Origin of the sequence: Nocardioides sp. NPDC087217, from assembly GCF_044744805.1 — a bacterium.
Taxonomy (GTDB): domain Bacteria; phylum Actinomycetota; class Actinomycetes; order Propionibacteriales; family Nocardioidaceae; genus Nocardioides.
Map to the genome: position 1 here is coordinate 1 of NZ_JBIUZB010000018.1, position 1,322 is coordinate 1,322.

The window sequence follows — 1,322 nt, forward strand, 5'->3', positions numbered from 1 at the left end:
GGCGGAATCAATCGGTCGAGGCAACGCTGAGTGAGGGAGTGTTGTCATGCCGAAGGTGTTTGCGGCTGAGGTCCGAATCCGGGTGGTGGATCTGATCTGTGCGGGGTCGACTGCGCGTGGGGCGGCTGATGTGGTCGGTGTGTCGAAACCGACGGCGGTGCAGTGGTGGCATCAGGCTTGCCCGGTGCTGATTCCACTTGAGCCGGGCGCGTTACGGGGTGGGCTGGGAGCGGCACTGCCGTGCGACCCTGGCGTCGATAGTCCGGGTCGCCAGCGGCGTTGCTTGACCGGCCAGGACCGCGCGGTGATCGCTGCGGGGCTGGCCGATGAGTGGTCGCAGGCCAAGATCGCCGCAGCGATCGGGCGGGACAGGTCGGTGGTGTGCCGCGAGGTCGCCCGCAACACCGGCAGTGACGGTGTCTACCGCGCTGAGTTGGCTCATCGGGCAGCGCACCAGCGCCGTCGGCGTCCCAAGGAGTTCAAGCTGGCCGTGAACCCGCAACTGTGTCGGTTGATCGAGGATTGGATGGACCAGGGCTGGTCACCGGGGCTGATCGCGATGGTGTTGCGCACCGATCATCCTGGTGTCGGCTCTGGTGTCGATCCGGCTGCGAGGATGGCATGGGTGAGTCACGAGACGATCTACCGGGCACTTTATGTTCAAACCCGAGGTCAGCTCCGCGCTGATCTACATCGGTGCCTCTCGACACGTCGCAAGGCCCGCAAACCACGTGGCCGTGCCAGCCACGACCCCAGCAAGAACGCCTACATCGAGGCGTTCAAGATCAGTCAACGACCTGCCGAGGTCGCTGACCGGGTAGTGCCGGGCCACTGGGAGGGCGACTTGATCCTCGGCACCAAGAACGGCTCGGCCATCGGCACCTTGGTCGAACGCTCAACCCGGTTTGTCATCTTGCTCCACCTGCCCACTCGCCACGACGCCGAGACCGTCGCTGAGGCGATGATCCGTGAGATGGGCAAGCTGCCCGAGCATCTACGCCGCTCGATCACCTGGGACCGCGGACTCGAGCTCGCCCGCTACCAAGACATCCAGATCCAGCTCGGCACCACGGTCTACTTCGCCGACCCGCACTCGCCCTGGCAACGAGGATCCAACGAGAACACCAACCGGCTGTTGCGGCACTGGTTCGAGAAAAGCAGCGACCTTTCACGCCACAGCGCCGAAGACCTACATCGCGTCGCTGACACCCTCAACCGACGACCACGGCCTACCCTTGACCTACAGACGCCAGCCCAACGGCTGGCCCAGCTGCTCAATCCAGCAGCTTGACCAACCGTTGCTTCGACCGGTTGAGATCGCC

Annotated in this window: 1 protein-coding gene; it reads left to right on the forward strand. The window is 64.7% G+C overall.

Annotated features, from left to right (window positions below):
• The first annotated feature begins 46 nt into the window (after positions 1-46).
• Entirely contained in the window at positions 47-1,291 is a 1,245-nt protein-coding gene (locus ACIO3S_RS29705; protein ID WP_400470571.1) for an IS30 family transposase, read from the forward strand.
• Positions 1,292-1,322: the final 31 nt, after the last annotated feature.